The 23,848-nt window shown below is 57.4% G+C and carries 18 protein-coding genes; 8 read left to right on the top strand and 10 right to left on the bottom strand.

Annotated features, from left to right (window positions below; translation table 11 throughout):
• Nucleotides 1-108 precede the first annotated feature (108 nt).
• From metC to AC6I8J_RS15710, 4 genes are all read right to left on the bottom strand, one after another.
• Nucleotides 109-1,299 (bottom strand): cystathionine beta-lyase, encoded by a 1,191-nt coding sequence (gene metC, locus AC6I8J_RS15725; protein ID WP_497825553.1) that lies wholly within the window; start codon nucleotides 1,297-1,299, stop codon nucleotides 109-111.
• A gap of 408 nt (nucleotides 1,300-1,707) precedes the next feature.
• The gene (locus AC6I8J_RS15720) at nucleotides 1,708-2,994 is read right to left on the bottom strand and encodes a TRAP transporter large permease (protein ID WP_161735008.1); all 1,287 of its coding nucleotides are present in this window, start codon (nucleotides 2,992-2,994) and stop codon (nucleotides 1,708-1,710) included.
• Between the two features lie 14 nt (nucleotides 2,995-3,008).
• Nucleotides 3,009-3,515, bottom strand: coding sequence for a TRAP transporter small permease (locus AC6I8J_RS15715; RefSeq protein WP_161735011.1), 507 nt, complete (start codon nucleotides 3,513-3,515; stop codon nucleotides 3,009-3,011).
• A 49-nt stretch (nucleotides 3,516-3,564) separates the two neighbouring features.
• Nucleotides 3,565-4,536, bottom strand: a complete 972-nt coding sequence (locus tag AC6I8J_RS15710; protein WP_161735014.1) for a TRAP transporter substrate-binding protein — start codon at nucleotides 4,534-4,536, stop codon at nucleotides 3,565-3,567.
• Nucleotides 4,537-4,885: 349 nt separating this feature from the next.
• Here AC6I8J_RS15710 and exbB point away from each other — a divergent pair, with 349 nt between their 5' ends.
• From exbB to AC6I8J_RS15695, 3 genes are all read left to right on the top strand, one after another.
• The gene (exbB, locus tag AC6I8J_RS15705; RefSeq protein ID WP_202604995.1) at nucleotides 4,886-5,608 is read left to right on the top strand and encodes a tol-pal system-associated acyl-CoA thioesterase; all 723 of its coding nucleotides are present in this window, start codon (nucleotides 4,886-4,888) and stop codon (nucleotides 5,606-5,608) included.
• A gap of 6 nt (nucleotides 5,609-5,614) precedes the next feature.
• Entirely contained in the window at nucleotides 5,615-6,037 is a 423-nt protein-coding gene (exbD, locus tag AC6I8J_RS15700; RefSeq protein WP_013359036.1) for a TonB system transport protein ExbD, read from the top strand.
• Nucleotides 6,038-6,273: 236 nt separating this feature from the next.
• Nucleotides 6,274-7,596, top strand: a complete 1,323-nt coding sequence (locus tag AC6I8J_RS15695; protein ID WP_161735020.1) for an MFS transporter — start codon at nucleotides 6,274-6,276, stop codon at nucleotides 7,594-7,596.
• Here the strand turns inward: AC6I8J_RS15695 and AC6I8J_RS15690 are convergent.
• From AC6I8J_RS15690 to AC6I8J_RS15670, 5 genes are read right to left on the bottom strand one after another with little or no spacing between them, the layout of a single operon-like run.
• On the bottom strand, nucleotides 7,593-8,570 hold the full coding sequence (locus AC6I8J_RS15690; protein WP_253420058.1) for a Csu type fimbrial protein: 978 nt from the start codon (nucleotides 8,568-8,570) through the stop codon (nucleotides 7,593-7,595). The genes AC6I8J_RS15695 and AC6I8J_RS15690 overlap by 4 nt on opposite strands.
• Nucleotides 8,567-11,014, bottom strand: coding sequence for a fimbria/pilus outer membrane usher protein (locus tag AC6I8J_RS15685; RefSeq protein WP_285087705.1), 2,448 nt, complete (start codon nucleotides 11,012-11,014; stop codon nucleotides 8,567-8,569). Before AC6I8J_RS15685 ends, AC6I8J_RS15690 begins: the two co-directional genes overlap by 4 nt.
• A gap of 7 nt (nucleotides 11,015-11,021) precedes the next feature.
• On the bottom strand, nucleotides 11,022-11,720 hold the full coding sequence (locus tag AC6I8J_RS15680; RefSeq protein ID WP_253420052.1) for a fimbrial biogenesis chaperone: 699 nt from the start codon (nucleotides 11,718-11,720) through the stop codon (nucleotides 11,022-11,024).
• Nucleotides 11,721-11,745: 25 nt separating this feature from the next.
• A complete protein-coding gene (locus tag AC6I8J_RS15675; RefSeq protein WP_161735038.1) occupies nucleotides 11,746-12,261 on the bottom strand; it encodes a Csu type fimbrial protein in 516 nt (171 codons plus the stop codon).
• A gap of 22 nt (nucleotides 12,262-12,283) precedes the next feature.
• Nucleotides 12,284-12,853, bottom strand: coding sequence for a spore coat protein U domain-containing protein (locus AC6I8J_RS15670; protein ID WP_161735041.1), 570 nt, complete (start codon nucleotides 12,851-12,853; stop codon nucleotides 12,284-12,286).
• 544 nt (nucleotides 12,854-13,397) lie between these two features.
• Between AC6I8J_RS15670 and AC6I8J_RS15665 the strand changes: the two genes are divergently transcribed.
• The 3 genes from AC6I8J_RS15665 to AC6I8J_RS15655 all read left to right on the top strand — a co-directional run bounded on the left by AC6I8J_RS15665 (nucleotide 13,398) and on the right by AC6I8J_RS15655 (nucleotide 19,298).
• On the top strand, nucleotides 13,398-15,479 hold the full coding sequence (locus tag AC6I8J_RS15665; RefSeq protein ID WP_222924983.1) for a putative bifunctional diguanylate cyclase/phosphodiesterase: 2,082 nt from the start codon (nucleotides 13,398-13,400) through the stop codon (nucleotides 15,477-15,479).
• 144 nt (nucleotides 15,480-15,623) lie between these two features.
• A complete protein-coding gene (locus AC6I8J_RS15660) occupies nucleotides 15,624-17,768 on the top strand; it encodes a putative bifunctional diguanylate cyclase/phosphodiesterase (RefSeq protein ID WP_161732725.1) in 2,145 nt (714 codons plus the stop codon).
• A gap of 126 nt (nucleotides 17,769-17,894) precedes the next feature.
• A complete protein-coding gene (locus tag AC6I8J_RS15655) occupies nucleotides 17,895-19,298 on the top strand; it encodes an aminotransferase-like domain-containing protein (protein ID WP_161732723.1) in 1,404 nt (467 codons plus the stop codon).
• On the opposite strand, the gene AC6I8J_RS15650 is transcribed toward AC6I8J_RS15655, so the two are convergent.
• A complete protein-coding gene (locus AC6I8J_RS15650; RefSeq protein WP_013359026.1) occupies nucleotides 19,295-19,777 on the bottom strand; it encodes a YlaC family protein in 483 nt (160 codons plus the stop codon). The genes AC6I8J_RS15655 and AC6I8J_RS15650 overlap by 4 nt on opposite strands.
• A 331-nt stretch (nucleotides 19,778-20,108) precedes the next feature.
• Here AC6I8J_RS15650 and AC6I8J_RS15645 point away from each other — a divergent pair, with 331 nt between their 5' ends.
• Both AC6I8J_RS15645 and AC6I8J_RS15640 read left to right on the top strand, forming a co-directional pair.
• Nucleotides 20,109-20,720, top strand: a complete 612-nt coding sequence (locus AC6I8J_RS15645) for a cupin domain-containing protein (RefSeq protein ID WP_497825552.1) — start codon at nucleotides 20,109-20,111, stop codon at nucleotides 20,718-20,720.
• A 272-nt stretch (nucleotides 20,721-20,992) separates the two neighbouring features.
• On the top strand, nucleotides 20,993-23,842 hold the full coding sequence (locus tag AC6I8J_RS15640; RefSeq protein ID WP_161732717.1) for a bifunctional diguanylate cyclase/phosphodiesterase: 2,850 nt from the start codon (nucleotides 20,993-20,995) through the stop codon (nucleotides 23,840-23,842).
• The last annotated feature ends 6 nt before the right edge of the window (nucleotides 23,843-23,848 follow it).

The raw sequence follows: 23,848 nt of genomic DNA, 5'->3' as shown, positions 1-23,848 counted from the left end.
ACCTGAACGATGCGGGATAAATTTTAACAACAAATGAGCCGGTGCCCGGCAAACTCTGTGGGCCACCGCTACGTGGTTTATCTTCTGTTTACTTTCTGTTTATCTGACTTAGCGCGTCAGGCGTGCAAAACCGGCCTCCAGGTCAGCCAGCAGATCATCAACATGCTCCAGACCAATATGCAGCCGCACCAGCGTGCCGGTGAAATCCACACCGCCCGCCGGACGAATCTCTGCCAGCTCTTCCGGCTGATTCGCCAGGATCAGCGATTCATAACCGCCCCAGGAGTAAGCCATGCTGAAATGATGGAAGTGATCGAGATATTCCGCCAGTTGGGGCGCGCTTAATTTTTTCTGCAGGATGAACGAGAAGAGGCCGCTGCTACCGTTAAAATCGCGCTGCCAGAACGCATGACCTTTGCTTTGCGCCAGTGCCGGGTGATTCACTCGTGCCACTTCCGGGCGCGCCGCCAGCCACTCTGCCACCTGAATCGCACTCTCTTCATGCTGACGCAGACGGGTACCCAGCGTACGCAGACCGCGACTCGCCATGTAGGCGGTATCGGCATCCACCATCTGGCCCATCAGGTAAGAGTTCTCACGCAACTGGTCGATACAGCGCGCATTGGCGACCGCCGTGCCGATCATCGCATCGCTGTGACCAATCAGATATTTGGTGCCAGCCTGAATCGAAATGTCGATACCGTGCGCCAGCGCGTTAAACAGAATACCGGCCGCCCAGGTGTTGTCGATCATGATGATCGCCTCGGGCGCTTTAGCGCGTACCGCTGCCACAATCGCCGGAATATCCTGCACTTCCATCGTTATCGAAGCAGGCGATTCCAGGAAGACAACACGGGTGTTGGGCTGCACCCGCTCACCGATTTCACTGCCGATGCAGTGATCGAACCAGCCGGTGGAAACCTGCAGCTTAGCGAGAATTTTTGTACAGAAGTCCTGTGTCGGTTCATAGACCGCGCCGCTCATCAGTACGTGGTCGCCCGCCTCGACAAATGCCAGAATCGCGTTCGCGACGGCCGCTGCGCCGCAGGGATAGAGCACACAGCCTGCGCCGCCTTCCAGCTCGGTCATCGCATCCTGCAGTGCAAAGTGCGTCAGGGTGCCGCGACGGCCATAAAAAAGTTCGCCTTTTGCCCGACCTGCGGTGGCGCGTTTTTTCTCCGCAACCGTATCAAAAACCAGCGAAGAGGCGCGCTGAATGACGCTGTTCACCGAGCCCTGGGTATAACGCTTGCTGCGTCCCGCACTGACGAGCGTGGTATCAATTTTTCTGGTGGTCATGAGTCGCCTTTACCGCTTCAGACTAAGCCCTCACGTTATCACGAAACGGCCAGCAGGGTTGAGACTCAATGGTGATTATCAGAGTGCGTCGCAGGAAAAAAACCGGCCCGCGAGCGGGCCGGAGATTGATGACTAAGTGTGGCCCGGTTAGCTGTGAGACCGAGCCAGTGCAGGAAACCCGGTCAGACCGGAAAGGCGCTTACGCCAATCCCTGGCTCGCTCGGCCCGTTGCCGGGCCAACGCGTTGCGTTGTTCAAAAACGCTTCCGGCGTTTTTTTCCGGGCGGCGGGCCGCTTTCCTCCTCTGACCGTGTTCCCTGCCTGTTGATCTAATCCATCGCTGCCAGTTGTACCCTGATTCGAGTTTGTCAGCAGTCTGAGACCCGCAAGCGAGCCGGTTTCCATTGCCTTACATGACGCCCATCAGGCGCGGCAACCAGAGTGAAATAGCGGGAATATAAGTAATCAGCATCAGCACCAGGAACAGCATGCCGTAGAACGGCAGCATCGCCCCGACGACCTGCTCAATCTTCTGCTTACTCACCGCGCTGGCCACAAACAGCACGGTGCCGACCGGCGGCGTAATCAGTCCGATGCCCAGATTAGTCAGCATGATCATGCCAAAGTGAACCGGATCGACCCCCAGCGCGGTGGCTACCGGCAGCAGCACCGGCGTCAGGATCAGAATCAGCGGCGCCATATCCATCAGCGTGCCTACGACCAGCAGCAGGATGTTGATGCACATCAGGATCACATATTTGTTATCGGAGAGGCTGGTGAACGCCTCAGTAATAATGGTCGGCAGCTGCATAAAGGTCATCACTGCGCCGAACCCGGCTGCGAAAGCGATCAGTACCATCACGATGGTGACGGTTTTAATGGTGCGGAACAGCAGGATATGCAGCTGGCTCCATTTAAAGTCGCGATAGATGAACATGGTGACAAAGAAGGCCCAGATACAGGCAATCGCAGCGGATTCCGAGGCGGTAAAGATGCCGGAGAGGATCCCCCCCATGATGATAACGACCGTAAACAGACCCCAGAACGCGTCGAAGAAAATCTTCAGCGCCTGACGAAACGGAATACGCTCGCCTTTGGGATAGCCGCGTTTATGGGCAAAGCCCAGACACATCACCATCAGGCATCCGCCGAGCAGCAGGCCAGGGAAGATCCCGGCAACAAACAGCGAGGAGATGGTGACCATGCCGCCGGTCGCCAGCGAGTAGATGACTGAGTTGTGGCTGGGGGGCGTCAGCACCGCCTGTACCGAACCGCTGGCGGTCACCGCCGCGGCGAAGTCACGCGGATAGCCTTTCTCCTCCATCTGCGGGATCATTACCGAACCAATGGAGGCGGTATCCGCCACCGACGAACCGGAGATAGCGCCAAAGAACGTTGAAGCGACGATATTAACCAGCGACAGCCCGCCGCGAATAAAGCCGACAAAGATATAGGCGAAGTTGACCAGCCGGCGGGCGATGCCGCCCTCGGCCATAATCGCGCCCGCGAGGATAAAGAACGGAATGGTCAGCAGGGAAAATTTGTTAATCCCGTTGGTCACCTGAATCACCACCGCCTCCAGCGGCAGGTCGATCCACCAGGCCCCGATAAAGGCGCTCAGTCCCACCGCAAAGGCGACCGGAAAGCCCACCATCAGCAACACCAGCAAACTGCCTATCAAGATCAATGCATCCATTTTTCTGCTCCGCGTTAGTGGGTGCCGCCCAGCGTGACAATCGGCCGCTGGCTCTGATCGCCGCTCAGCAGGCGCTCAACAACAAACAGCAGGGTGAAGATCGCGCCAATCGGGATTGGCAGATACATCTCGCCATAGGTCACCGCTGGAAGTGACGCGAGGGTCTGAACCCACATCGCTTCGCACAGGCTGTAACTGGCCTGGAAGATCACCAGGCAGGTGATAATCATCAGCAGATCGCTGACGCGCAGCATGAGGCGCTGCCGGGCAGGCGACAGGCGGTCAGTGACCATCGATACACAGATATGGGTTCCGGCGCGCAGACCCACCGGCGCGCCGATAAAGGTAAAAATAATCATGCAGATAATGGCAACCGGCTCCGGCCAGGAGAGCGCGCCGTTCATCACGTAACGGGCGAAGATCCCAATCGGGATGACCGTTACCATGATCAACAGTGCCACGGCGGCCACCAGCATGCAGAGCAGATAAAGCCCATCCATCAGACGCGTATAAGCAGACATAATTGATACCTGATTAAGCACGCCACACGGCAGTGTGGCGCGGGAAGGGTTATTTCACCTCAGCAATCCGGGTCATCAGATCCTGATATTTGCCGCCAAACTGATCGCGTACTGGCTGAGTCGCTTTGACGAAATAGTCACGGTCAGTCTGCTGGAAGGTGACGCCGCCCGCCTTCATTTTGGCGATCGACTCTTCGGTATAGGTCGCCCAGAGCTGACGCTCCTCATCCTGTGCTTCTTTGCCGAGCTTTTTCAGCAGTGCCTGATCTTCGGGTTTCAGGCGATCCCAGGCGCGTTTTGAAAACAGGATCATCTCTGGCTGGATAAAGTGGCCGCTGAGGGTGTAATACTTCGCAACCGGCATGTAGTTATGAGCGACAAAGGTCGGTGGGTTGTTCTCGGTGCCATCGACCACGCCAGTCTGCATCGCACTGAACACTTCACTGACGCCCATCGCCACCGGATTCGCGCCCATCGCTTTCAGCGTCGCCAGCGAGATGGCGCTATTCTGCACCCGGATCTTCATGCCCTTAAGATCCTCCGGCTTCGCCAGCGGCTTCTTAGTGATCATGTTGCGCTCACCGGCATCGGTCCAGCCCAGGAACACCATGCGGGCGTTGGGATCGTTGTCGAACTTGTCGGCGATCTCGCGGCCTATCTCGCCATCCAGCACTTTGTGCATGTGATCAACGTCGCGGAAAACGTAGGGCAGGGTCAGCACGCTGGTTTCCGGGGCAATCGAGGTGACCGGCGCCAGCGAGACGCGGATCATATCGATGGCACCCAGCTGCACCTGTTGCAGCGTCTGATCTTCATCGCCCAGTACGCCACCGGCGTAGAGCTTCATCTCCAGCCGTCCATCGGTGGCCTGTTTCAGTTTGTCGCCCATGTGTTGCAGGGCGACCACGGTGGGATAACCGGCAGGCTGTACTTCAGCCACTTTAATCACCTGTGCCGTGGCGGTGGCGCTCGCTATCATCGCCGCCAGGGCACTGGCTACGCATGTTTTCATCATTCTCATTATATTGTCTCCCGCAGAGGTAAGACGGCCTGCAGTCTGGGCTAACTGCAGAGGGCCGTGAGGAGCCAGCATAGTGAAAACGCGTCTGAGTAAAATGTAGCAATGCTGATTGAATGAATTCCGTCACATTTTGAAACGTTGTTTTAATAAATTTTCATGCAGCTTCACATTTTCGAAACATCCTCACAAGCCGTGCCTGAACCCGCTCAACAACAGGTCAATAGCGCAGATCAGCTTTGTAAATACTAATGAGAACTACTATCAATTCGCCACCATTTTGCTATTATTTGCGCTTGTTTCGCATCCCTGAATCAGAAGTTGGAGAAGCAGCGTGGTAGCCAGTGATTTGATGCAAACGGACCTCTCCGTTTGGGGCATGTATCAACATGCCGATATCGTGGTAAAGGTGGTCATGATTGGCCTGTTATTGGCCTCAGTGGTGACCTGGGCGATCTTCTTCGGCAAATATGCCGAACTTAGCGCGGCTAAGCGTCGCCTTAAGCGTGAGCAACTGGCACTGGGCGAAGCCCGCAATCTGAATGACGCCGCCCGCATTGCCCAGTCGTTTACCGGGCACAGCCACAGTGTGGTGCTGCTGAACGATGCGCAAAATGAACTTGAATTGTCGGCGGGTGTGGAAGATACCAACGGCATTAAAGATCGCACCAGTTTCCGTCTTGAGCGCCGTGTCGCCACCTTCAGCCGCCATGCAGGACGGGGCAATGGCTTCCTGGCGACTATCGGGTCTGTCGCACCCTTTATCGGCCTGTTTGGCACCGTCTGGGGCATCATGAACAGCTTTATCGGCATCGCGAAAACCCAGACCACTAACCTTGCGGTGGTGGCACCGGGTATTGCCGAAGCGCTGCTGGCGACTGCGATTGGCCTGGTCGCTGCGATCCCGGCCGTCGTCATCTATAACGTTTTTGCCCGCATGATCGCCAACTACAAAGCCTCGCTGGGGGATGTCGCTGCTCAGGTGATGCTGCTGCAGAGTCGTGATATCGACCTGGGCACCGTTGCCAAAGAAGTTCCGCGTCCTGCGACCGCCCAGAAACTGCGCTTAGGGTAAGTTGTTATGGCCATGCGATTAAACGACGATCTGGAAACCGATGGTGAAATGCATGAGATCAACGTGACGCCGTTTATCGACGTCATGCTGGTGCTGTTGATCATCTTTATGGTGGCCGCGCCACTGGCCACGGTCGATGTGCGCGTTAATCTGCCCGCGTCCACCAGCGCGCCGCAACCGCGGCCGGAAAAGCCGGTCTATCTGTCGATTAAAGCGGATAAGCAGCTTTACGTGGGTAACGATCAGGTCACGCCGGATTCGCTGGTTAACGTGCTGACCAGCCAGACGCAGGGCAACAAAGAGACCACCATTTTCTTCCAGGCAGACAAGTCGGTAGATTATGAAACGCTGATGAGCGTGATGGATAAGCTGCGCACGGCGGGCTACCTGAAAATTGGTCTGATGGGCATGGAAACTGTGAAGAAATAGCGGGTTATCCGGCACAATGAAAAGGCGACTGTTAAGGTCGCCTTTTTTTATGGCGGCGCTTCAGCCAGATAAAATCAGGCAGATCGGCGACCAGGCGGATCATTTATGCTGCCTGATTTGAATTGTTAATTGGTTGTTACTCATGTACACAGAATTGTAAAGTGCAATGGTGAGCCAGGTCACATTAATCTCGCCTTAGTCAGGCTAAAACGGCTAAAAAACAACAGGAAGCCGTTATGAGTCACACCCCGTCTTTACAAAAGCCGCCGAAAAGTGCGGCCCGAACCATCTTTAACGTCACCAGTGGTAACTTTCTGGAGATGTACGATTTTATGGTGTTTGGCTATTACGCCACCGCCATTGCCAAAACTTTCTTTCCCGGTGATGACCCGTTTGCTTCCCTGATGCTCACCCTGATGACCTTTGGTGCCGGTTTCCTGATGCGCCCGCTGGGGGCAATCATTCTGGGTGCCTACATCGACCATCACGGTCGTCGTAAAGGCTTGTTGCTGACGCTGGGCCTGATGGCGATGGGTACCCTGACCATTGCGCTGGTGCCAGGCTACGCCACGCTGGGCGCGGCGGCACCGATTCTGATCCTGCTGGGACGCCTGTTGCAGGGCTTCTCGGCAGGCGTCGAGCTGGGTGGCGTGTCGGTCTATCTGGCGGAAGTCGCGCCGAAAGGTCGTAAAGGCTTTTTCGTCAGCTGGCAGTCGGGCAGTCAGCAGATTGCGGTTATTTTTGCCGCGCTGCTGGGCCTGATGCTGAATCATCTGCTGGCGAAAGAGGCGGTGACGGAGTGGGGCTGGCGTATCCCGTTTGTGGTCGGCTGTCTGATTGTGCCATTCCTGTTCTACATCCGCCGGATGCTGGAGGAGACCGAAGCGTTCAGCAAACGTAAACATCACCCGAGCATGACGGAAATCATGCGCTCAGTTGCCAGTAACTGGGCGCTGGTGCTGGCGGGCATGCTGATGGTGGTCACCACCACGGTAATGTTCTACATGATCACTGCCTTTACCCCGACCTTTGGTAAAACCGTGCTGATGATGAGCGACAAACAGGCGTTTCTGGTCACCCTCTGCGTCGGTGTTTCAAACCTCTTCTGGCTACCGCTGATGGGCGCGCTGTCGGATCGCGTCGGTCGTCGCCCGCTGCTGATCATCTTTACCCTGCTGATGATTGTGACTACCTGGCCGGTACTGCATTGGCTGGTGGGATCGGCCAGCTTCGCTCATCTGCTGGAAGCGGAACTGTGGCTGTCGTTTCTTTATGCCAGCTACAACGGTGCGATGGTGGTCTATCTGGCGGAGATTATGCCTGCTGAGGTGCGCGCCGCCGGTTTCTCCATGGCCTATAGCCTGGCGACGGCGCTGTTTGGCGGTTTCACGCCTGCCATCTCCAGCTATCTGATCCATGCAACCGGTGACAAAGCGATGCCGGGCGTCTGGCTGACCTTTGCCGCAGTCTGTGGGTTGATCGGCACGTTGCTGATTGGCCGGATGGTGAAGCAGTATCAGACCCGTCACAGCGCTACGCCGGTCAGTGCTTCACTCTAAAACGACAAATCGACCACCACGCTGTCGCTGTAGTTACCGGCAGGGGGCGTGTTCTGCGTGGTCAGGATGCGCGCGGTGTAGTTAAAGCCGCGCGTCAGTCCATCCGTGGATACCGCCGTCGAGGTGGTACTGCTCCAGCGTTCCGTGCCTGCCGATCCCCAGCGATTGCTGGTGGTACTTTTATAAATTTCATAGCTCAGCCGATTCGCGCCGCTTGCCATATTCCTGACGCTACCCGCCGCATAGCTGCCATTGCTCAGCCCGACGGTATAGGTACTGCCTTTGCTGCACAATACGTTGATGGTCTGCGAGACGGCGGAGAAGCTGCCGACCAGCGGCGCGCTGCCAAAGCTGATATTGGGCGAGGTGATCGTCGTACAGTCATTGGTCAGGATAGCGGTGATGTTAATCGGAATTACGCCGCTACCGGTCTGCTCACTTAAGCAGAGATTGCCCACCCCGACGCTGGTGCAGATGCGATAGGTCACCGCCATGTTCAGCGTCACCTGATAGGTTCCGGCGGCGACCACCTGTCCGGGAACGGTGCGCAGATAGACCGGGATGGCGAAGTTAAGGCTGCCCAGCAAGCCCGCCAGGTTGATCAGGGTCTGCGAACCATAGACAAACGGCGTGCCGCCAATCGTCAGTTCAGTAGTGCAGGCCGTGTCGGTGCAGAGCCGCACCGGCACATTATCACTGCCGGTATCACCGCTGCGTTTCAGCGTACCACGCGTGCCGTTGCTATTGGTTGCGCCGGTCAGCTGAAAGGTTATCTGGTTATTGCCTAGCAGCGACAGCGACGAGCCGGAGCCACAGTTGACGTTGGCGTTGGTGGTGACCGAACTGACGGTGGTATTCGCTACAAAGGTGGTGACCGAACCAAAGCTCGCTGTGGAGGCGGGCAGGGTACAGGCTGCGTAACCCAGCGATGGCAGTAACAGCAGCAGACCAGCCAGTAACAGAGATCTCATCATAGTGGGTTTCCGGACGTAAAAGGTTCAGCAGGCGCGGCGGCGCTACCTGCAACTGGAGCCGGCAGCGCGCAGGTCAGGGGGCCATAGGTTTTCAGCGCCTGCGGCTGACCGCTGGCGATATGCAGTTCGGTTTCGCAGCGGCGACCATCGGGCGTCACCACTTCGATCGGGTTGCTGGCGGTAAGATCTTCCATCCAGACGATACCATCCCAGCCGACATATCCGGTGGGATGGTCAGGCCGCTGTACAAGGCTTGAGACCGGCAGCGGCTGGCCCTGCGCATCAACCAGGATTACGCTGGCGGCGCGCAGTTTCTCCACCGGGAAGTTGAGGAGGTAGCCGCTCTGGCGTTTCACCGCAAAGCGCTGCTCAACCCGCGGCGTGGTCATATCTGCCGGCAGGTCGAGGGTGTCGATATCATATTTGGCCGGGTAATAGCTGCTGATGGCGGGCACCAGCAGATAGCCCTGTTGATTGGTGCGTCCCATCGACTGATTTTCATAGCGCACGTTCACGTCGGGATAGCTTGTTTTCACCAGCACAAAGGCGTCGTTGATGGCGTTAGCGGCAAAGACGCTGTTATCCATTAACACCAGCGCACCCGAGAGATCGGCCCATTGCGTGAGGTTGTCATCATCGCCATAGAAGCCCGCTGAGGTATCAATCTGGTTGTTGCGATAGCGCAGACTGCCCTGACGATAATCGCCGCTGTCTCCGCTCTGATTCGCCCACGAGGCATCCCAGGCGAACCCGCCGTCGCTGGGCATGGCGCTGGAGGCATAAACGCGCTGACTGTCGCGGCCACGCTGATCGCGTTCGGTGCTGAGGGCAACGCTGCCCTGTTCGCCAAACGGGATCACCAGCGAGATGGCACCGGTCCAGCTCTTCTCTTCCTGATCGCGGCTGGCCGAGACATACAGACTGCTGTTACCCCAAAGATTTTTACTCCACGAAAGGTTCCATAGCCGGGTGCGATCGCCCTGACCGTCGGTGATGTCGATGAAGGCGGCACCAACGCTGCCAAAGCGATTCAGCGAGACGCTGGCGCTGTACTGCGCACTGCGGCGTGAGAGTGCGTAGCGGCTATCCGCCTGACTACCGGCACGGCTGCCGACCAGCGCCAGATTGCCGAAGTCGCTGCTGCGCTGGGTCTGCTGCGTGCCGATGTTGAACCAGCGGTTGTTGTACTGATATCCCCAGCTATATTGCCTGCCGCTCTCCCCATCGAGCTGACTTTGCGCCACCGCGCCGTTGACCACGCCCCAACTGCCGACGCGCAGCTGACCACCCAGCCCACCCATTGCCAGCGTTTCGCTGCCTTCGGCGTGGCTCTCCAGCGTCAGCCAGTCGGTCATACCGTAACGATAAGAGCCACTGGCCGCGGCCTCACCATAATCGAAATTCTTTATGCCGTAGTTTTCGCGGATTGCCCCGGCAGAGAAGGCGTAGTCCGACAGCCCCGATTTCAGCAGGTTACTGGAGACGTAAAACGGCATGGTGGTGGTGACGCGGCGACCAACCGCATCGGTGGTGGTGATCACGGCATCACCCGCGCCGTTAACAAACGGCACATTGGTCATCGACCAGGGGCCAGGCTGCACGTTTGCCTGGCTGGAACGATAGCCGTTGATAAAGAGATCGACGGTGGAAGGCACGGCGGCCTGACCGGAAAAGGCGGGCAGCGGATAGGTTACCAGATCGGGACGGACGCTGAAGTCGCGGCCGACGCGGATGCCGCCGAGCCGCACACTGCTGCTCCAGGCCAGCGAATCGGTGATCAGATCCCCGACCCGCCAGCTTACCGCCGTGTTCTCATCTTCATTGCTCCACCAGGTGTCGTAGCGGATATAGCCATCATCCTGATAAGTCGTACTGCCTTCCAGCTGCTGTTGCCAGACGCCGTTAGTGGAGAAATGACCGGCATCACCAAACAGCCGCAGTTCGTTCCAGGCGGACAGGCGGGAGCCACTGTTATCCGTGCGGCTGGCGTAAAGATCATAATTAATCAGCGCGCCGCTGCTGGTACGGCCCGGATAGCGGGGCCCGTTCTTCGCCTCGCCAATGACCTGACCGGGCAGCCACTCAGGCGGTACGGTCAGCAGCAGACGCTGTCGCGCAGCGTCATACTCCACTTTGATGGGTTGCAGCCTGCTGACATCGACCTGCGGCTGCTGGCCCAGCTTATCCGCTGGCAGGCCGGCACGCTGCAGATCGCCGCTGCGAATCCAGAAATGACCGTCGCGCTGCTCTACCGGCACAATATTGCCGTTCTCCTGCTGATTAATCACCAGCTCCAGCATATAACGCTGACCGCTGCCGCTGGTCTGCAGGCTGGGTGGCGGGGGCAGGGATGAGTAAGTCTCCGCCAGCACAGGATCCGGCGTAAGGGCGTAAATCACGCTGGCCACGGCCAGCCCGCAGGGATGCAGAGAAAACGGTCTCATTCAGCGCTTACTTATTGGCGGCGCTGCGCCACGGGCTCTTGTTAACCTCTGCGGTGAGCTCGCCGCTTACCGGCGAGGAGAGCGGCCAGCGGTGATAGCTGTCAGCCAGCACATACCCGTATAATCCTTCGCCCAGTTTGCGACCGCCAATCGCCACATTGCTCAACCGGGCGTGACCGCTGCCGCTGTTGGTTAACTGGAGCCAGCGCCTGCCGCCCTCGCTAATCTGTTGCCAGCGCAGAGCCGGGCGAGCGCTGTCTGTGTTCAGCCCGGTGCCATAAACAAACAGCGGCACCGAATAGCGCATCTGGAAGGTCAGCCCGGCCTGATTCTCGCCGGGATTACGCGGGGTCGGGATCTCATCCAGCACCACCCGATAGGCCAGCTCTTTACCGGCCGCAGGCGGCGTCTGTTTAATCAGCCTGACCAGCTGTTTCTGGCCCGGTTCCATCCGCACCATCGGCGGGCTGGCGACCACCTGCTGCTGAGTCTGATACTGCTCCTGGCCATTGTTCTGCTGCCAGCTGAAGACGCGGATCTGCATCATGGTGGTGCTGTTACCGCGATTCTCCAGCCAGAGTTCGCTGGCTTTCTCTTCAGGATTAATGGCGGGATCGATGGGCCAGATCATGACCGAATTCGCGGCGAAGGCCGGTGAGAGCAGGGTGGAACTTAGCAGCAGCAACAGAGCGCGCAGTGGCTTCATGATCATATCCTTGTTTTCTATCACCTCACCAGCTCAGGGTGACGGTCAGCGTGTCGGTATAAACGCCGGCGCGCGCAGTGCCGGGCAGTTGTAGCTGACCGTAGATCGGCAGCGTAATGTTATTGGCATTGCTATAACTCAACGGCACCGCCTGATTGACCGGGATCACCGTGGTGCGGCTGGCGTTGCTAAAGAGCGTGTAGGGAACGGTATTGCTGAAATTGGGCAGCTTCAGGTTACGGGTCGTGGTGAAATTGTTGCCCTGATTAATGCTCATGCTCAGCGTGGTGCCTGGCGTACAGGCGAGATTAATCGAGGTGCTCTGCAGATAGCTGGCGTTGACGGTATTCGCCGCCACGCCAGACTGCGTACCGAAATTAAGCGTGCCAAAGACGCCGGTATTGGTACCGGATATCACGCAGCCTGCCACAATCGACGCGGTAACCTGAAAGGTGCTGGTAGGCAGACTCCAGGCGCTGATACTCCCTGTCAGCAGGAGCAGACCGCATGCGATCGTCAGGCAGGATCGCCAGAGAACCACCCGTATTTACCTGCGACAGCAGTTAATAGTTCACGGCAACGTTAATCGTGTCGGTATAGGTTCCGGCAGGGATCAGGGGGTTAAAACCGCCGCCGACCACCCGGCCATAGATGGCGTAGTTGGTCCCCAGCGTCGGATCGGTGGTACCGCTGGCGGCGATAGGCGTATTGTTGGCGATCGCCGTGGTAAAGGAGGCGTCACTGTAAAGGGTATAGGCGATGCCCTGCGCATTATTCGATCCCAGTATCAGATAACGCGGCGACGTTGAGGCGGTGCCATAGATAGTGGCTGGCGCAGCATTGCTGCTGGTGACCACCACGTTGTAGTCCTGACCGGTGGTGCAGCGCACAAAAATACCGTTACCGGCTGCACCGACCAGGGTGGCGTTCAGGGTATCAAAGGTGGCAGCACTGCTACCAAAGTTCAGGGTACCGAAGTTAACGCCCGCCGTGGCTGACTGACCATTTACCAGGCAACCGGTAGTTAGCGTTAACGTGGCATTGATGGTTCCCGAGGTCGTCGCCGCCTGGGTTAATGATGGAACAGCAACTGTTAATCCTGCAGCGGCAAACAGAAAAAGCTTGAGTTTCATAATATTTCCTTACGGATTATCGAGAGTCAGTGCTTTTTCACCCGGTGTTTATTAACGATTCAACCCAAAGTAAGGAAATAAAAACAATAAGGCGGGCAGCGCCGCAGTCTTAAGAAAAATCTTAGACTTAAGGATTATGATTTATATCAGTTTTACTTACTATAGATCAGTTAAAGCGTTAGGCGAAGCGCTGCCGTTTAATTTTCGTTAATCAAATGGCCTCTCTGGCCGATAACCCAGTTACAGCAAGGCATAAAAGCGAGGCGGCAAAACAAACATCTTTGTTTTTTCGGCCTCTGGCCTGCTTTCAGCTTCGGTGATATGTTCCTGTACCAATCAGACATAATAACGATTTACCCGCAGACTCAGCAGGCGGGAAATAAGATGCAGGTCATTAATGGCCTGCGTTCGTGGGCCTTTTTTGCCCGGTCTTCAGGGTCAGGAAATACCGGAGTTTATTAACTTTCACCCGTTGGGTGTTTTTAAGATTACTTTTCTGACTTTATACAGCACCTGTTTTTCTGCGGGTGGTGAGGAGTTGCACATGTTGCTTGTCACCTGGAATGGCGTTCTGATCTGCGTTTCGCTGATCGTGGCGTTTATTGCCTCTTTTACAGCGCTGGATACCGCCGGACGGGTGGCGGTCTCCCATGGCTGGAGCGCGCGGTTCTGGCTGCTGGTGGGCGGCACGACAATGGGGATTGGCATCTGGGCAATGCATTTTATCGGGATGCTGGCGATGATGATGCCGATGACGATGCGCTATGACACGCGGCTGACGATCCTCTCGCTGCTGGTGGCGATCCTGGCGTCAATATGTGCTTTCAGCCAGACGGTGAGCGGTTTACATCTCACCCGTCAGCGGCTGCTGCGCGGTACGCTGATCCTGGGCGTGGGTGTGGTAGTGATGCACTATCTCGGTATGTATGCTCTGCTGATTAATCCCCAACCTGAGTGGAACAGGCTGCTGGTGACGCTCTCTGTGCTGATTGCGTTGGCGGCCTCAGGCGTGGCGCTGTGGCTGGCGTTTCATCTGCGGCAGGGTGACCATCATCTGCTGCTGATGCGAGGGCTGGCCTCACTGGTGATGGCGATCGCGATTGCGGGCATGCACTATGTGGGGATGGCGGCGGCGGTGTTCCGCCACGGCAGCATAATGCAGCCGTATGGCGTCAGTAATCCGGGACTGGCGGTATGGGTCACGCTGATTACGTTAATTATTCTGGGGATCACTCTGCTGAGTTCGATGCTGGACGCTCAGATGCGTGCCGCGCGGCTGGCAACCCGGCTCAATCGCGCTAACCAGGAGCTGCGTCAGCTGGCGATGCATGACAACCTGACCGCGCTGCCCAACCGGGTGATGCTGGAGCAGCAGCTTGATCTCGCCATCAAACAGGCGCTGCTGAATGAAGATCGCTTTGCCGTGATTTATATGGATCTGGATGGCTTCAAAGCGGTCAATGACACCTGGGGGCATCATGTCGGTGACCGGTTACTGGTGGCGGTGGCGGAACGGCTGCGCAGTCAGCTCAGTAACACTATGCTGCTGGTGCGGCTGGGCGGGGATGAGTTTGTGCTGATGGCGGAGTGTGACATCAACCCGGCCCGGCAGCTGGCGCAAAAACTGGTTAAAGTGATCGGTACGCCGTTTGAACTTGACCGCTATGTACTGCACGTTTCACTTAGTGCAGGTATTGCAATCTTTCCACTGCATGGTCGCAACCGGCAGGAGCTGCTGTTTAATGCCGACGCGGCGATGTACCACACCAAACACAGTGGACGAAACGGCTGGTGCCTGTTTGAACCTGCTATGAGCGCGGCAACGCAGCATCAGCTGGAGCTGGCCAACGATTTATGGGAAGCGATCGATCGCCAGCAGATGCGGCTGTTCTATCAGCCCAAATTCCGTTCCGGCGGCACACGCCTGATGGGGTTTGAGGCGCTGCTGCGCTGGCAGCATCCGCAGCGCGGTCTGCTGACGCCTGAGCTGTTTCTGCCACGCGCTGAAAAAACCGGCCAGATTGTAGCGCTGGGAAACTGGGTCATCGGGGAAGCATGCCGTCAGTTAAGGATCTGGCACAGCCAGGGCCACGGCGAGTGGACGGTCTCGGTGAACCTCTCGGCATTGCAGTTCCATCAGCGTGATCTGCTCAGCACGCTGAACGAGACGCTGGCGCGTTACCAGCTTTCAGGCAGTGCGCTGATGCTGGAGATTACCGAAGCGATTGCCATGCGCGACCCCGCTTTCAGCCAGCAGCGGATTCGTGAGTTGCAACAGGCGGGCGTCAGCGTCGCCATTGATAACTTTGGCATTGGCTATGCCAACCTGTTACATCTTAAAGACCTGGATGCCAGTGAACTCAAGATTGATCGCAGCTTTATCAACTGTCTGCGACCTGGCAGTGAAGATGCGACCGTAGTCAGCGCCATGCTGACACTGGCGCAGAGTCTCAACCTGCGCATGGTGGCTGAAGGGGTTGAGACTGAAGAGCAGCAGCATCTGCTCACCAGCCTGGGCTTTGATGCATTGCAGGGGTATCTGCTGGGTAAACCCACACCTCCGGATCGGGTTGAGGCGTTCAGTATTCCTGCACTGCGACAGCCAGTGGTGTCGGTATCTGGCTGAGGCTGACGATAGATTTCATCACTCACAATGAGTGGAAAGGATGCAGGGTGCGCGGCTCATTAACTACCGGTCTATGCCGATAACTAATACACATTTTAAAAAACCTCTGCCCTACCACCAGCACGGCTTTCGCGGGAATGCACAATGTTAGCGACCTCATACGACACTTTTATCGTCATCGTCTCCGTTCTTGTGGCGATGCTGGCTTCGTTTACCGCTTTAGATATGGCGGGACGGGTCGTACATTCTACCGGCAAAGTGGCGCTGGTCTGGCTGTTCGGCGGTGGTTTCTCCATGGGCATTGGCATCTGGGCAATGCACTTTATTGGCATGCTGTCGATGAACATGGAGATGGTCATGAGCTACAACGCCGGACTCACCGCTTTCTCCGCCGCCATCGCCGTCTGCGCGTCGATATTTGCACTGTGGCTGGTCTGCAATGGGGATATGCCTTTGCCGCGTCTGGCGGGCGGCGCGCTGATCCTCGGCAGTGGTGTCGCGGCGATGCACTACACCGGCATGGCGGCGCTGATGTTCTCGCCCGGTATCGTCTGGCAATGGGGCTGGGTGGCGCTGTCGGTGGCGATTGCTCTGGCCGCTTCGGGCGCGGCGCTGTGGCTGGCGTTTAACCTGCGTGAGGGGCAGACCAGCCGGGTCACGCTGCTGCGTATTGGCGCCTCTGTGGTCATGGGCTGTGCGATTGCAGGCATGCACTATACCGGCATGATGGCGGCAGAGTTTCCCGTCCACAGCCATCCGGTCGGGCAGGGCGTTAACAGCAACTGGCTGGCGATTCTGGTCACGGTAGTCACCATCTCCATCCTGGGCATTACCCTGCTGGTCTCAATGCTGGATGCGCGGATGCAGGCGCGTACCTCGATTCTCGCCAGTTCGCTGGCTGATGCGAATCGCGAGCTGGCTCAGCTGGCGCTGCACGACAACCTGACCCGGTTGCCGAACCGCATCCTGCTGGAAGATCGACTGGAGCAGGCGATCAATAAAGCGAACCGTGAGCAGGCGCAGTTTGCCCTGATGTTTATGGATCTCGATGGGTTTAAGGCAGTTAACGACGCCTTCGGACATCACATCGGCGACAGTCTGCTGGTCGGGGTGACCGAGCGGATGAGTCAGCAGATGACCGGCTACTACACGCTGGCACGGCTCGGCGGGGATGAGTTTGTGCTGCTGGTGGAGATCGACGATCCCAACGATGCCGCGGCCATTGCTGATAAGCTGGTTAAAGCAACAGGGCGTCCGTTTAATATCTCACGCTACGAACTGGTGGTCTCACTGAGTCTTGGTATCGCCGTCTATCCCGGCGATGGCGTGGATGAGCGGGAACTGATGTTCAACGCCGATGCAGCGATGTACCACACTAAAAATAATGGCCGTAACGGCTACACCTTCTTCCAGCCTTCTATGAACATCCAGGCGCAGAGCCAGCTTCAGCTGAATAACGATCTCTGGCATGCGCTGGATAACGACGAACTGCGCCTGTTCTATCAGCCAAAATATTGTGCGCCGCGCGGCCCGATCCTCGGTTTTGAGGCGTTACTGCGCTGGGAACATCCGAAGCGCGGCCTGTTGTCGCCCGATAAATTCCTGCCGATGGCGGAAAAGACCGGCATGATTGTCAACATCGGCAACTGGGTGATCCATGAAGCCTGTCGTCAGCTGCGCCAGTGGCATCTGCAGGGCCATCCGGACTGGTCGGTAGCGGTGAACCTGTCGGCACTGCAGTTTGAGCAATCGAATCTGGTGGAGACGGTGGTGGATGCGCTGACAAAACATCAGATTCCGGCCGAACTGCTGACGCTGGAAGTGACCGAGACCACTGCGATGCGCGATCCCGATGAGAGCGTGCGTATTCTCACCGAGCTGACCCAGCTCGGCGTGAAAGCTTCAATTGATGACTTTGGCACCGGCTACTCCAGCCTGCTCTATCTGAAACGCCTGCCGGCCAGTGAGCTTAAGATTGACCGGGCCTTTGTTAATGAGCTGCAGCATCAGAAAGAAGATGCCACCATCGTGTCGGCGATTGTGGCGCTGGCGCAGTCGCTGCAGCTGAAAGTGGTGGCTGAAGGTGTTGAAACCGCTGAGCAGCAGGCCTTTCTGACCAGCCTGGGCTGCAATACGCTACAGGGCTATTTGCTGGGCAAGCCGGTTCCCCCTGAGCGAGTGCCGAATCTGGCTAACTTTGTGGTGGCGGAAACGGAAGAGGCGATGGCAAACGTGAGCCCGATTGCTGAAGCCGATCAGCCACTGACGCCGCAGGTGGCGGTAATCTGAAGCACCTGATCAGAGCTGAATCAGCGTAATCAGTACGATAAGCGATGCGCGCCGCCTGTCATTGGCTGCCGTGCGTGGTAAAGTCTCGCGGTCAGACTACTCGCGGTAAACAAGGAGAGGCGACCCGTGGCGAAATACCAGCGCTTGATGGATGAGATTCAGCAGCAGATCGAGGCCGGCATCTGGCTGCCCGGCACCCGTTTACCGTCGCTGCGTCAGCAGGTCGCGCAGCAGGGTGTCAGCCTGATGACGGTGCTGCATGCCTATGAACTGCTGGAGAGTCAGGGCTGGATCGTCTCGCGTCCACAGTCAGGTTACTATGTGGCACCGCGCGCCTTAGCGCCCGCACCGCTCAGCGTGGCGATCAGCGAGCAGGTCGATATCAACGACTTTGTGTTTGATGTACTACAGGCCACGCGCGATCCCGCCATCGTGCCGTTTGGCTCCGCGTTCCCCGATCCGGCACTCTTTCCGCAGCGTCAGCTGATGCGTTCACTGGCGAACGTCTCTCATCATCTGACTCCAACCGATGCGCTGCACAATCTGCCGCCCGGCAACGCCACGCTGCGACAGCTGCTGGCGCAGCGCTATGCGCGTCAGGGCATCACCCTGTCGCCGGATGAAATTGTCATCACCAGCGGGGCGCTGGAGGCGCTGAACCTCAGCCTGCAATCCCTGACCGAGCCGGGCGACTATGTGGTGATTGAGCAACCGAGTTTTTATGGCGCGCTACAGGCGATTGAGCGGCTCAAGCTCAAGGCGCTGGCGATTCCGGTCGATGCAAAGCAGGGCATCGATCTCATCCAGCTGGAGGAGGCGCTGCAACGCTGGCCGGTAAAAGCCTGCTGGTTGATGACAACATTGCAGAATCCGCTGAGCGTAACGTTAACGCCGGAGCGCAAACAGCAACTGGTGGCGCTGCTGACACGTTATCAGGTGCCGATGATTGAAGATGATGTTTATGCTGAACTCTGGGCGGGTGAGGCTGCACCGCTGCCCGCCAAGGCCTGGGATCGGCAGGGAAACGTGTTGCACTGTGGCTCCTTTTCCAAGTCGCTGGTGGCGGGTTTTCGCGTCGGCTGGGTGGCGGCGGGACAGCATGCGCAGCGCATTCAGCGCCTGCAGCTGATGAGCACGCTCTCAACCAGCGCACCGATGCAGCTGGCGCTGGCCGATTTTCTTGCCACGCGGCGTTACGACACCCATCTGAAGCGGCTGCGACAGATACTGGCGAAGCGACAGCAGATGGTGCGTCAGGCACTGCTGAAGGTGCTGCCGCCTCAGGCTACGGTCAGCGAAGCGCGCGGCGGCTATTTTCTCTGGGTGACGTTGCCGGACAGCATCAACACTACCCGGCTCTACCAGCAGGCGCTGGCTCAGGGGATCAGTATTGCACCGGGGCAGTTGTTTTCGGCAGGAGAGCAGTTCAGTCACTGCTTCAGACTGAATACCGCCTGGCCGTGGGATAGTCGGGCCGAGGCAGCAATAGCGACGCTGGGTCAGTTAATGGCGGAACCGCAGGCGGATTAGACGCGCGCCGCTTCCTGGTGGCCCCAGGTCAGGTAGTAAACATCATAAAAGTCCACTTCCCCTTTTTGCGTCAGCAGACGCTGGATACCGCTTTTTACCCGTTCCGGTGTTTCAGGCAGCGACAGAATGCGTGAGATAGCCTGTTCGCGCACCGGCTGAACGTAATACCACTCACCGTTGTAGCAGACACGCAGATCGAGCGCATCAATATCTTCAAAGCGATATTTCGGGTTGATATCGAGCAGCATCAACACGCTCATTACCAGCACAAATGCGGTGGCAAACCAGAAGGCGGGCCAGCCGAGCATCTCGGTGGTGAATATCAGCGCCACGCACAGGCCGTAGCAGAGATACATAACTGCCCAGAGGCCGGGATGGTTCTTCAGAAACGAGAGGCTAAAGCGCGGCAGGTTGTCGCGACGTTCTTCGCGGTTAAGCGTGGCGATCTCGTCAATCAGGATTTGTTTAATAGCGTCCATTGGTTACCTCACTGTCATCTGTTAGCTATTACAACAGATAACAGTCAAGCATATCAGAAACAGATTTGTGCGATTTTTGTATAACAGTTTATCAAAAGACTGCACTGGCATCGGGCTGCCGTATCTGCGTGCCGGGCCGCCTGACATTTTGCAACACTTTACCGCAGTAAGAACCGCTATCTGCCGCCGTACAGGCACGGTCTCGCCCTATTGTTAGCGACACATTTGGCTTTAGTCAGCAATATCAGTCAATTATCTCAGTTGTGTCGTCCGGCGCACATTGCATTGTGCCGCGGGTTTGCCACACTTATAAAAAAAGCGGAGAACCTGTATGCGTGCCTCATCCTCCAGTCTGATGTTAATGATGTCCTTTGCCGCAGGTACTTTTTCGGCCGGGGCCTCTAATAATCCTCAGCATCTGATGCTCGCCATTCCGTCGGGTGGCGTACCTAATAACCCGTTACCTCTGATTATCTGGCCGCGCGTGGTGCCGGAAGAGGAGGAGATCGCAGCGTGGTTTGAGAAAACGTTCGACGAAAACGGCTGGCCACCCGCCTGGCGCTATCCGATTTTCCCCTATACCCACTTCCATCCCAACACCCATGAACTGCTCGGCGTTGCGGAAGGCTGGGCGGAAGTGCTGTTTGGCGGCGACAGTGGCCGGATGGTCACCCTGCGCGCAGGCGATGCGGTGCTAATCCCGGCGGGTGTCGGTCATCGTCAGGTCAGTGCCAGCGACGATTTTATGGTGATCGGTGCCTATCCGCGTGGCATGTCGCCTGAGACGCTGCGCGACGAACCCGCGAAGCTGAAGATGGCGCAAGAGCAGGTGAAAAAAGTGCCGTTGCCGACCCAGGACCCGTTTACCGGCAAAGAGGGCGCGTTAACCGAAATCTGGCAGCCGATTGCCGCGATGCATTTACAGCAACAGATGGACCTGTAAACGCCGTTTCTGTCGCGAAATGATTAAGCGCGAGCCAGCCTCGCGCTCTGACCTTGCTGACTGTAAAACCTGCCTGAACGCCTGAGCTCAGGCGCTTATCCCAATCATTACACCATTGAACATTTGCTCGCCGCTGCCGATAACTCCCCTGATAAGATTAGTTATTCTTCTTAATACGCTTGTCTTCGCAGACCTTTTCCGCTTTAGTCCCGGCTCGCGATTAAGAACATTCCTAAGCCTTTACCGGGCTCCCGAGCAGCAGGCAAATAACAATGGATAATAACTCTGATGTCATGTATCGCATGCTGGTACAAAGCGTGATCGACTATGCGATCACCATGCTTAAACCGGACGGAACTGTCGCCAGCTGGAACGGCGGGGGTCTGCACGTCCTTGGTTACAGGCCAGACGAAATTATTGGACAGCACGCCGCCCTGTTTTACAACGAAGAGGATCGCCGTCGCGGTCAGCCGCAGCGCGAACTCGATATCGCCGCCACCACCGGACGTTACGAAAACGAAGGCTGGCGCTGCCGTAAAGATGGCAGCAGCTTCTGGGCACACGTGGTCATCTATCCCATCCGCGACGAGACCGCTCAGCTGATTGGATTTGCTGCGGTCTGCCGTGACTGCACCCGGCAGCAGGAGCAGCAGCGCAAAGAGCGGGAGCAGGAGATGCGTTTCCGCCTGCTGGTGGAGGGCGTCACCGATTACGCCATCTACATGCTCGATCAGGACGGTAACGTAGTGAACTGGAACGCCGGCGCACAACGGGCCAAAGGCTATGTGGCGGAAGAGATTGTCGGCCAGCATTTTTCCCGTTTCTACAGCGCACAGGATCGACTCAATCATATCCCCAGCCAGAACCTGCAAACTGCCTATCGCACCGGCCGTTTTGAAGATGAGGGCTGGCGCTACCGCAAAGATGGCAGCGCGTTCTGGGCACATGTGGTGATCGACACGATCCGTGACGATCAGGGCAAGCTGCTGGGCTATGCCAAAATCACCCGTGACTGCACTGAACAGCAGCGTGTCCGCAGCGAGCAGCGCGAGCAGGAGCAGCGTTTTCGCCTGCTGGTTGAGGGCGTAACGGATTACGCCATCTATATGCTTGATACCGACGGCGTGGTTGTGAACTGGAATGCCGGCGCACAGCGCGCCAAAGGTTACAAAGCGGAAGAAGTGGTCGGTCAGCACTTCTCGCTGTTTTACAGTGCTCAGGAGCGGCTGAACAGGACACCGGAAGCTAATCTCGGTATCGCGCTGAAAACCGGTCGTTTTGAAGATGAGGGCTGGCGCTACCGTAAAGATGGCAGCGCGTTCTGGGCGCATGTGGTTATCGACGCGATCCATGATGATGACGGTAAGCTGATCGGTTTCGCCAAGATCACCCGCGACCGCACGGAAGGCCGTGAGCAGGAGCAGCAGATCCTGCGCGCCCGTGATCTGGCCGAAGCGCAGAGCACGCAGAAAACCGCCTTGTCTAAATTTCTGGACAACATCATTGCCAACATTCCCTCCTGCGTGATTGTTGAAGATGCGATTACCCGCGAGATCCTGCTGGTGAATGACCGCACCCAGCAGCTGTTTGGCCTGTCGAAAGCACTGATCGTCAACAAGCGTCCGCACGAATGCATGTCGCCTGAGCTTAGTGACTATTTTAACAATCTGGCGGACGTTGCACTGCGCAGTGAGGGCATGCATGAGCGTGAGCAGTTACTTATGACTGCCAGCGGCGAACGCATTCTGCATACCCGCGCCACCGCGATTAATGGCCAGGATGCGCGCCGCAACTACCTGATGCTGCTGGTGGAAGATGTCACCGACCAGCGCGCCGCCGATGCCCGTATTCACCATATGGCGCACCACGACAACCTGACCAGCCTGCCGAACCGCATGCTGTTCCGCCAGCGTCTGAGTGAGGCGTTGCGCACTGCGAGCCAGACGCAGCGCCAGACCGCCGCGCTGTGCCTTGATCTGGATAACTTCAAAAATGTGAACGATGCGCTGGGCCATCAGATTGGCGATGAGCTGCTGCGCAGCGTGGCTAAGCGTCTGCGAAACACGCTGCGCGATCAGGATACGCTGGCGCGCATTGGTGGCGATGAGTTCGCTATCGTGCTGCCCTCGGTAGCAAACAGTGAGGAGGCGAGCATTGTGGCGCAGCGTCTGATCGAGGCGATTCGTCCGCCGGTTAACGTTGAAGGTCATAATCTGTCGGTCGGGCTGAGCGTGGGTATTGCACTCAGCACCACCATCACCAATACCCCGGAGCAGCTGTTGCGCTGTGCGGATATGGCGCTGTATGAAGCCAAACGTAATGGCCGCAACCGCTATGAGCACTTTACGCTGGAGATGGATGATGTGGCACGCAGCCGACGCCTGATTGAAAACGATCTGCGCGATGCGATCAGCGGCGGGCATTTGCGGCTCTACTATCAGCCTATTACCAATGGCGATCACCGCACGATTATTGGCTATGAAGCGCTGATGCGCTGGCATCATCCTATCCGCGGGCTGATTATGCCCAACGACTTCATCCCGATTGCGGAAGAGACCGGCCTGATTCATATGCTGGGAGCCTTTGCGCTCTATGAAGCCTGTCGTGAAGCGGCGAGCTGGGAAGGGGAGCAGTCAGTCTCGGTCAACCTCTCACCGCTGCAGTTTAAAAACAGCTCGCTGGTGCCGGTGGTTGAAGGTGCGCTGAAAGAGTCGGGTCTCGATCCGGCGCGACTGGAAGTCGAGATCACCGAATCGGTGCTGCTGGATGACTCGCTGGGGAATATCCGTACCCTGCAGAATCTCAAGGCGCTGGGCGTACAGATTGCGCTGGATGATTTCGGCACCGGCTATTCGTCGCTGAGCTATCTGCGTTCCTTCCCATTCGACAAAATCAAAATCGACAAATCGTTTATCAACGATATGGGCGACAGCCGCGAGGCGCTGGCGATAATCCGCGCGATTACCGGCATGAGCCGCAGTCTGGATATCCAGATTACCGCTGAAGGCGTGGAGAGCGATGAGCAGTTCACGAAGCTGCGCGATGAGGGCTGTACGCTGTTTCAGGGCTTCCTGTTCGGACGACCTCAGCCGTCGGAGCTGCGGCTGAAAACGCTGGGTTAATCCGCG

The sequence above is a fragment of the Pantoea sp. X-Soil-ISGK-355 genome, assembly GCF_059730805.1.
Note: the sequence above shows the minus strand (reverse complement) of the source record. Positions and strands in the feature narration are given on the sequence as shown.

Excerpts from the sequence above, each read along its gene's own strand:
- AC6I8J_RS15645 (WP_497825552.1), top strand. The coding sequence starts at position 20,109 with ATGCGTGCCTCATCCTCCAGTCTGATGTTAATGATGTCCTTTGCCGCA.
- exbD (WP_013359036.1), top strand. The coding sequence starts at position 5,615 with ATGGCCATGCGATTAAACGACGATCTGGAAACCGATGGTGAAATGCAT.
- AC6I8J_RS15650 (WP_013359026.1), bottom strand. The coding sequence starts at position 19,777 with ATGGACGCTATTAAACAAATCCTGATTGACGAGATCGCCACGCTTAAC.
- AC6I8J_RS15685 (WP_285087705.1), bottom strand. The coding sequence starts at position 11,014 with ATGAGACCGTTTTCTCTGCATCCCTGCGGGCTGGCCGTGGCCAGCGTG.
- AC6I8J_RS15695 (WP_161735020.1), top strand. The coding sequence starts at position 6,274 with ATGAGTCACACCCCGTCTTTACAAAAGCCGCCGAAAAGTGCGGCCCGA.
- AC6I8J_RS15670 (WP_161735041.1), bottom strand. The coding sequence starts at position 12,853 with ATGAAACTCAAGCTTTTTCTGTTTGCCGCTGCAGGATTAACAGTTGCT.
- AC6I8J_RS15720 (WP_161735008.1), bottom strand. The coding sequence starts at position 2,994 with ATGGATGCATTGATCTTGATAGGCAGTTTGCTGGTGTTGCTGATGGTG.
- AC6I8J_RS15715 (WP_161735011.1), bottom strand. The coding sequence starts at position 3,515 with ATGTCTGCTTATACGCGTCTGATGGATGGGCTTTATCTGCTCTGCATG.
- AC6I8J_RS15690 (WP_253420058.1), bottom strand. The coding sequence starts at position 8,570 with ATGATGAGATCTCTGTTACTGGCTGGTCTGCTGCTGTTACTGCCATCG.
- AC6I8J_RS15680 (WP_253420052.1), bottom strand. The coding sequence starts at position 11,720 with ATGAAGCCACTGCGCGCTCTGTTGCTGCTGCTAAGTTCCACCCTGCTC.
- AC6I8J_RS15660 (WP_161732725.1), top strand. The coding sequence starts at position 15,624 with ATGTTAGCGACCTCATACGACACTTTTATCGTCATCGTCTCCGTTCTT.
- AC6I8J_RS15665 (WP_222924983.1), top strand. The coding sequence starts at position 13,398 with ATGTTGCTTGTCACCTGGAATGGCGTTCTGATCTGCGTTTCGCTGATC.
- metC (WP_497825553.1), bottom strand. The coding sequence starts at position 1,299 with ATGACCACCAGAAAAATTGATACCACGCTCGTCAGTGCGGGACGCAGC.
- AC6I8J_RS15640 (WP_161732717.1), top strand. The coding sequence starts at position 20,993 with ATGGATAATAACTCTGATGTCATGTATCGCATGCTGGTACAAAGCGTG.
- AC6I8J_RS15710 (WP_161735014.1), bottom strand. The coding sequence starts at position 4,536 with ATGAGAATGATGAAAACATGCGTAGCCAGTGCCCTGGCGGCGATGATA.
- exbB (WP_202604995.1), top strand. The coding sequence starts at position 4,886 with ATGCAAACGGACCTCTCCGTTTGGGGCATGTATCAACATGCCGATATC.